The sequence below is a fragment of the Shigella sp. FC1544 genome, assembly GCF_001722145.1.
Taxonomy (GTDB): Bacteria; Pseudomonadota; Gammaproteobacteria; order Enterobacterales; family Enterobacteriaceae; genus Escherichia; species Escherichia coli.
On sequence record NZ_MECT01000104.1, the window covers coordinates 1 to 6,869 of the forward strand.

The 6,869-nt window shown below is 49.2% G+C and carries 8 protein-coding genes and 1 pseudogene; 6 read left to right on the forward strand and 3 right to left on the reverse strand.

Translation table 11 applies throughout. The annotated features are described in order from the left end of the window. Positions 1-244: transposase (locus BGK49_RS07265; protein WP_000567704.1), on the reverse strand; the 244-nt coding region annotated here is incomplete at its 3' end. A gap of 237 nt (positions 245-481) precedes the next feature. Between BGK49_RS07265 and aaeX the strand changes: the two genes are divergently transcribed. The 4 genes and pseudogenes from aaeX to BGK49_RS07285 all read left to right on the forward strand — a co-directional run bounded on the left by aaeX (position 482) and on the right by BGK49_RS07285 (position 3,962). Continuing rightward, positions 482-685: a p-hydroxybenzoic acid efflux pump operon protein AaeX gene (gene aaeX / locus BGK49_RS07270; protein ID WP_000051841.1), complete on the forward strand. Its 204-nt coding sequence runs from the start codon at positions 482-484 to the stop codon at positions 683-685. 7 nt (positions 686-692) lie between these two features. Beyond that, positions 693-1,625, forward strand: a pseudogene (aaeA, locus tag BGK49_RS07275) (p-hydroxybenzoic acid efflux pump subunit AaeA). Positions 1,626-1,630: 5 nt separating this feature from the next. Continuing rightward, positions 1,631-3,598, forward strand: a complete 1,968-nt coding sequence (aaeB, locus tag BGK49_RS07280) for a p-hydroxybenzoic acid efflux pump subunit AaeB (protein ID WP_000510975.1) — start codon at positions 1,631-1,633, stop codon at positions 3,596-3,598. Positions 3,599-3,689: 91 nt separating this feature from the next. Continuing rightward, positions 3,690-3,962, forward strand: coding sequence for a barstar family protein (locus BGK49_RS07285; protein ID WP_001029001.1), 273 nt, complete (start codon positions 3,690-3,692; stop codon positions 3,960-3,962). A gap of 55 nt (positions 3,963-4,017) precedes the next feature. On the opposite strand, the gene yhcN is transcribed toward BGK49_RS07285, so the two are convergent. Beyond that, positions 4,018-4,281 carry a peroxide/acid stress response protein YhcN gene (gene yhcN, locus BGK49_RS07290; RefSeq protein ID WP_000695690.1) on the reverse strand — a complete coding sequence of 88 codons (264 nt, stop codon included), beginning with the start codon at positions 4,279-4,281 and terminating at the stop codon, positions 4,018-4,020. 364 nt (positions 4,282-4,645) lie between these two features. Then, positions 4,646-5,116, reverse strand: a complete 471-nt coding sequence (gene argR / locus BGK49_RS07295; protein ID WP_001257846.1) for a transcriptional regulator ArgR — start codon at positions 5,114-5,116, stop codon at positions 4,646-4,648. Positions 5,117-5,550: 434 nt separating this feature from the next. Here argR and mdh point away from each other — a divergent pair, with 434 nt between their 5' ends. Then, the gene (gene mdh, locus BGK49_RS07300; RefSeq protein WP_001295272.1) at positions 5,551-6,489 is read left to right on the forward strand and encodes a malate dehydrogenase; all 939 of its coding nucleotides are present in this window, start codon (positions 5,551-5,553) and stop codon (positions 6,487-6,489) included. A 103-nt stretch (positions 6,490-6,592) separates the two neighbouring features. After that, positions 6,593-6,869, forward strand: a 277-nt coding sequence (locus BGK49_RS07305; protein ID WP_024249094.1) for a transposase domain-containing protein, incomplete at its 3' end; no start/stop codon positions are given.

Consider the following 6,869-nt stretch of genomic DNA (forward strand, 5'->3'; position numbering starts at 1 on the left):
CTTTAATCTGCTTCATGGCGGCAGCAAGTTCAGAGGCAGGAACAACCTGTTCTCCGGCGGCCACAGCAGTAAGACTTCCTTCCTGGTATTGCTTACGCCAGAGAAATAACTGGCTGGCTGCTACACCATGTTGCCGGGCAACGAGGGAGACCGTCATCCCCGGTTCAAAGCTCTGCTGAACAATTGCGATCTTTTCCTGTGTGGTACGCCGTCTGCGTTTCTCCGGCCCTAAGACATCAATCATCTGTACTCCAATGACTAGTCTAAAAACTAGTATTAAGACTATCACTTATTTAAGTGATACTGGTTGTCTGGAGATTCAGGGGGCCAGTCTAATATAGATAACAGCATAACAGTTACGCTAATATATTAAATATCAATCTACAGCAATGTTGCTCTCGCCCGGCTTTCCATGCCCTTCTCTGCGGCGACAGATGCTGAAAATAATAACGCCTGCTCTCTCTATACAACCAAGGTCAACATGAGTCTGTTTCCCGTTATCGTGGTGTTTGGGCTGTCCTTCCCACCGATATTTTTTGAATTGCTTTTATCACTGGCGATTTTCTGGCTGGTGCGCCGGGTACTTGTGCCAACAGGTATCTACGACTTTGTCTGGCATCCGGCGTTGTTCAACACCGCGCTCTATTGCTGCTTGTTTTATTTGATATCGCGACTGTTCGTTTGAGGTTGAAGTGAAAACACTAATAAGAAAATTCTCCCGTACGGCCATCACGGTCGTATTAGTCATTCTGGCCTTCATCGCAATTTTTAATGCCTAGGTCTATTACACCGAATCCCCCTGGACGCGTGACGCGCGCTTTAGCGCTGACGTCATTGCGATCGCGCCGGACGTTTCTGGACTCATTACCTAGGTGAATGTTCATGATAACCAGCTGGTGAAAAAAGGACAGATACTGTTCACCATCGACCAGCCGCGCTATCAAAAGGCGCTTGAGGAAGCGCAAGCCGATGTTGCTTATTATCAGGTACTGGCACAGGAGAAACGCCAGGAGGCCGGACGTCGTAACCGTCTCGGTGTGCAGGCGATGTCTCGCGAAGAGATCGACCAGGCTAACAACGTACTACAAACGGTTCTGCATCAGTTAGCGAAAGCGCAGGCGACCCGCGATCTGGCAAAACTGGATCTTGAACGCACGGTGATCCGCGCGCCAGCAGATGGCTGCGTGACCAACCTCAACGTCTATACCGGTGAGTTTATTACTCGAGGATCAACGGCGGTTGCGCTGGTGAAACAGAACTCCTTCTATGTACTGGCCTATATGGAAGAAACTAAGCTGGAAGGGGTGCGTCCGGGGTATCGTGCAGAGATCACGCCGCTTGGCAGTAACAAAGTGCTGAAAGGGACTGTTGATAGTGTTGCCGCAGGGGTCACCAACGCCAGCAGCACGCGTGACGACAAAGGGATGGCGACTATAGACTCTAACCTTGAATGGGTGCGTCTTGCGCAACGTGTTCCGGTTCGTATTCGTCTCGACAACCAGCAAGAGAACATCTGGCCTGCGGGCACCACTGCTACAGTGGTGGTCACTGGCAAACAAGATCGCGACGAAAGCCAGGATTCGTTCTTCCGTAAAATGGCCCATCGCCTGCGTGAGTTTGGTTAATCACGATGGGTATTTTCTCCATTGCTAACCAACATATTCGCTTTGCGGTAAAACTGGCGACCGCCATTGTACTGGCGCTGTTTGTTGGCTTTCACTTCCAGCTGGAAACGCCACGCTGGGCGGTACTGACAGCGGCGATTGTTGCCGCCGGTCCGGCCTTTGCTGCGGGAGGTGAACCGTATTCTGGCGCTATTCGTTATCGTGGCTTTTTGCGCATCATCGGCACATTTATTGGCTGTATTGCCGGACTGGTGATCATCATTGCGATGATCCGCGCACCATTATTGATGATTCTGGTGTGCTGTATCTGGGCCGGTTTTTGTACCTGGATATCCTCGCTGGTACGAATAGAAAACTCGTACGCGTGGGGGCTGGCCGGTTATACCGCGCTGATCATTGTGATCACCATTCAGCCGGAACCATTGCTTACGCCGCAGTTTGCCGTCGAACGTTGTAGCGAGATCGTTATCGGTATTGTGTGTGCGATTATGGCGGATTTGCTCTTTTCTCCGCGATCGATCAAACAAGAAGTGGATCGAGAGCTGGAAAGTTTGCTGGTCGCGCAATATCAATTAATGCAACTCTGTATCAAGCATGGCGATGGTGAAGTTGTCGATAAAGCCTGGGGCGACCTAGTGCGACGCACCACGGCGCTACAAGGCATGCGCAGCAACCTGAATATGGAATCTTCCCGCTGGGCGCGGGCCAATCGACGTTTAAAAGCGATCAATACGCTATCGCTGACGCTGATTACCCAATCCTGCGAAACTTATCTTATTCAGAATACGCGCCCGGAATTGATCACTGATACTTTCCGCGAATTTTTTGACACGCCGGTAGAAACCGCGCAGGACGTCCACAAGCAGCTCAAACGCCTGCGGAGAGTTATCGCCTGGACCGGGGAACGGGAAACGCCTGTCACCATTTATAGCTGGGTCGCGGCGGCAACGCGTTATCAGCTTCTCAAGCGCGGCGTTATCAGTAACACAAAAATCAACGCCACCGAAGAAGAGATCCTGCAAGGCGAACCGGAAGTCAAAGTAGAGTCAGCCGAACGTCATCATGCGATGGTTAACTTCTGGCGAACCACACTTTCCTGCATTCTGGGCACGCTTTTCTGGCTGTGGACGGGCTGGACTTCCGGCAGTGGTGCAATGGTGATGATTGCGGTAGTGACGTCACTGGCAATGCGTTTGCCGAATCCACGCATGGTGGCGATCGACTTTATCTACGGGACGCTGGCCGCGCTGCCGTTAGGGCTGCTCTACTTTTTGGTGATTATCCCTAATACCCAACAGAGCATGTTGCTGCTGTGTATTAGCCTGGCAGTGCTGGGATTTTTCCTCGGTATAGAAGTACAGCAACGGCGACTGGGCTCGATGGGGGCGCTGGCCAGCACCATAAATATTATCGTGCTGGATAACCCGATGACTTTCCATTTCAGTCAGTTTCTCGACAGCGCATTAGGGCAAATCGTCGGCTGTGTGCTCGCGTTCACCGTTATTTTGCTTGTGCGGGATAAATCGCGCGACAGGACCAGACGTGTACTGCTTAATCAGTTTGTTTCTGCCGCTGTTTCCGCGATGACTACCAATGTGGCACGTCGTAAAGAGAACCACCTCCCGGCACTTTATCAGCAGCTGTTTTTGCTGATGAATAAGTTCCCAGGGGATTTGCCGAAATTTCGCCTGGCGCTGACGATGATTATCGCGCACCAGCGCCTGCGTGATGCGCCGATCCCGGTTAACGAGGATTTATCGGCGTTTCACCGACAAATGCGCCGCACAGCAGACCATGTGATATCTGCCCGTAGCGATGATAAACGTCGTCGGTACTTTGGCCAGTTGCTGGAAGAACTTGAAATCTACCAGGAAAAGCTACGCATCTGGCAAGCGCCACCGCAGGTGACGGAACCGGTTCATCGGCTGGCGGGTATGCTCCATAAGTATCAACATGCGTTGACCGATAGTTAGGTCAAAACCGACGCCAAAAGTGTCGGTTTTTTCATGGCTATACTTAGCGATGCACGGCAGAACTCGCCGCGAAACGTGACGGTGGCAATAGATGAATATTTATACCTTTGATTTTGATGAGATTGATAGTCAGGAGGATTTTTATCGTGACTTTAGCCAAACCTTTGGTCTGGCGAAAGATAAGGTACGCGATCTCGACTCACTATGGGATGTGTTAATGAACGATGTCCTGCCGCTACCACTTGAGATTGAATTTGTTCATCTGGGAGAGAAAACGCGTCGCCGTTTTGGCGCGTTAATATTGCTGTTTGATGAGGCAGAGGAAGAGCTGGAAGGGCATTTGCGTTTTAATGTTCGTCATTAGCGCAAAAAAAAGCCCCCGAACCGGGGGCAATATCGTCGGACAAGACGATGAGGGTTTATTTGTACAGTTCAGCCGTAGCGTGCCAGGTGTCACCGCTACGAGCTTCAGTAATCTGGTAGGCCGTTGCGCCTTTCTCTTCCGCTTTTTTGTTCAGCATTTCACGCATATCCATTGGCGAAGACGCCACACCACTTACGGATACGGTCCCGATTGCTTCACGATTTTGTGCTTGTGCAGCATCAATGGAGTCGGCAGCGAATGCACCGAAAGAGAGAACAGAAAGTACGCTTAATGCAGCTACAGTGGTTTTGATTTTCATGATTTTTACCTCGACATAATCTTTTAGCTGGGCCTTTGTTTCGTGACCCATATCACAAAATCAAGCATACACTAATTATTGAACCAATTAATATCACGCTAACTGTTTCAGTTGATACTAAGTGTTAAAAATGTGAATTTTAATAACAAAAAAGAATTAAAAACACGGTCATTTATTTTTAATTCTAGTATTTTCAATTAGATAATGAATTTTGCATAATGTGCTTTTTTTACCGTATGTATTCATTATGTGAATGACATGTCGCAGTAAAACGCACTATTCGTTAAATTAATCGCAGGGGAAAGCAGGGGGTTGAGAGGGATAAGCAACATTTTCCCCGCCGCCAGAAGCGACGGGGCAGAGATTAAAGCTCCTGGTCGAACAGCTCTAAAATCGCTTCGTACAGGTCTTTGACGGTGAAACCGTTAGCAGGGGTGGTAAAGATGGTGTCATCGCCAGCGATGGTGCCCAGAATACCTTCTGCTTTGCCCAGTGAGTCCAGCAGGCGAGCAATTAACTGCGCCGCGCCAGGGCTGGTATGAATCACGACAACTGCATCGTTGTAGTCGATATCCAGCACCAGATTCTTCAATGGACTGGAGGTGGTTGGTACACCCAGTTCAGCTGGCAGGCAGTAAACCATTTCCATTTTGGCATTGCGTGTACGTACAGCACCAAACTTGGTCAACATCCGCGAGACTTTAGACTGATTAATATTGTCAAAGCCTTGCTCCTGCAACGCGGCGACGATTTCGCCCTGGGAGCTAAATTTCTCTTCTTTAAGTAATGCTTTAAATGCTTTAACTAGTTCTTCTTGCTTAGCCGAGCTTCGCATAAGTCACCCGATATGGTGGTTGATACAACATTATTGTGCATACAGATGAATTTTTATGCAAACAGTCAGCCCTGAAGAAGGCTGAAATAATGTTATGAAAGAGCGGGATTTTATCAAATTTCGTTATTGAGAAACATGCCTGCGTCACGGCATGCAAATTCTGCTTAAAAGTAAATTAATTGTTATCAAATTGATGTTGTTTTGGCTGAACGGTAGGGTATATTGTCACCACCTGTTGGAATGTTGCGCTAATGCATAAGCGACTGTTAATTACGTAAGTTAGGTTCCTGATTACGGCAATTAAATGCATAAACGCTAAACTTGCGTGACTACACATTCTTGATATGTGGTCATTGTAAACGGCAATTTTGTGGATTAAGGTCGCGGCAGCGGAGCAACATATCTTAGTTTATCAATATAATAAGGAGTTTAGGATGAAAGTCGCAGTCCTCGGCGCTGCTGGCGGTATTGGCCAGGCGCTTGCACTACTGTTAAAAACCCAACTGCCTTCAGGTTCAGAACTCTCTCTGTATGATATCGCTCCAGTGACTCCCGGTGTGGCTGTCGATCTGAGCCATATCCCTACTGCTGTGAAAATCAAAGGTTTTTCTGGTGAAGATGCGACTCCGGCGCTGGAAGGCGCAGATGTCGTTCTTATCTCTGCAGGTGTAGCGCGTAAACCGGGTATGGATCGTTCCGACCTGTTTAACGTTAACGCCGGCATCGTGAAAAACCTGGTACAGCAAGTTGCGAAAACCTGCCCGAAAGCGTGCATTGGTATTATCACTAACCCGGTTAACACCACAGTTGCAATTGCTGCTGAAGTGCTGAAAAAAGCCGGTGTTTATGACAAAAACAAACTGTTCGGCGTTACCACGCTGGATATCATTCGTTCCAACACCTTTGTTGCGGAACTGAAAGGCAAACAGCCAGGCGAAGTTGAAGTGCCGGTTATTGGCGGTCACTCTGGTGTTACCATTCTGCCGCTGCTGTCACAGGTTCCTGGCGTTAGTTTTACCGAGCAGGAAGTGGCTGATCTGACCAAACGTATCCAGAACGCGGGTACTGAGGTGGTTGAAGCGAAAGCCGGTGGCGGGTCTGCAACCCTGTCTATGGGCCAGGCAGCTGCACGTTTTGGTCTGTCTCTGGTTCGTGCACTGCAGGGCGAACAAGGCGTTGTCGAATGTGCCTACGTTGAAGGCGACGGTCAGTACGCCCGTTTCTTCTCTCAACCGCTGCTGCTGGGTAAAAACGGCGTGGAAGAGCGTAAATCTATCGGTACCCTGAGCGCATTTGAACAGAACGCGCTGGAAGGTATGCTGGATACGCTCAAGAAAGATATCGCCCTGGGCGAAGAGTTCGTTAATAAGTAATTGATTAGCGAATAATAAAAAACCGGAGCACAGACTCTAATGCCGATCAGTTAAGGATCAGTTGACCGATCCAGTGGCTGTGTAAGAATCCGGAAACGCTCACTTGTTTCCGGATTTTTTTATGCACATTGGACAGGCTCTTGATCTGGTATCCCGTTACGATTCTCTGCGTAACCCACTGACTTCTCTGGGGGATTACCTCGACCCCGAACTCATCTCTCGTTGCCTTGCCGAATCAGGTACTGTAACGCTACGCAAGCGCCGTCTTCCCCTCGAAATGATGGTCTGGTGTATTGTTGGCATGGCGCTTGAGCGTAAAGAACCTCTTCACCAGATTGTGAATCGCCTGGACATCATGCTGCCGGGCAATCGCCCCTTCG

Excerpts from the sequence above, each read along its gene's own strand:
- aaeX (WP_000051841.1), top strand. The coding sequence starts at position 482 with ATGAGTCTGTTTCCCGTTATCGTGGTGTTTGGGCTGTCCTTCCCACCG.
- aaeB (WP_000510975.1), top strand. The coding sequence starts at position 1,631 with ATGGGTATTTTCTCCATTGCTAACCAACATATTCGCTTTGCGGTAAAA.
- BGK49_RS07285 (WP_001029001.1), top strand. The coding sequence starts at position 3,690 with ATGAATATTTATACCTTTGATTTTGATGAGATTGATAGTCAGGAGGAT.
- yhcN (WP_000695690.1), bottom strand. The coding sequence starts at position 4,281 with ATGAAAATCAAAACCACTGTAGCTGCATTAAGCGTACTTTCTGTTCTC.
- argR (WP_001257846.1), bottom strand. The coding sequence starts at position 5,116 with ATGCGAAGCTCGGCTAAGCAAGAAGAACTAGTTAAAGCATTTAAAGCA.
- mdh (WP_001295272.1), top strand. The coding sequence starts at position 5,551 with ATGAAAGTCGCAGTCCTCGGCGCTGCTGGCGGTATTGGCCAGGCGCTT.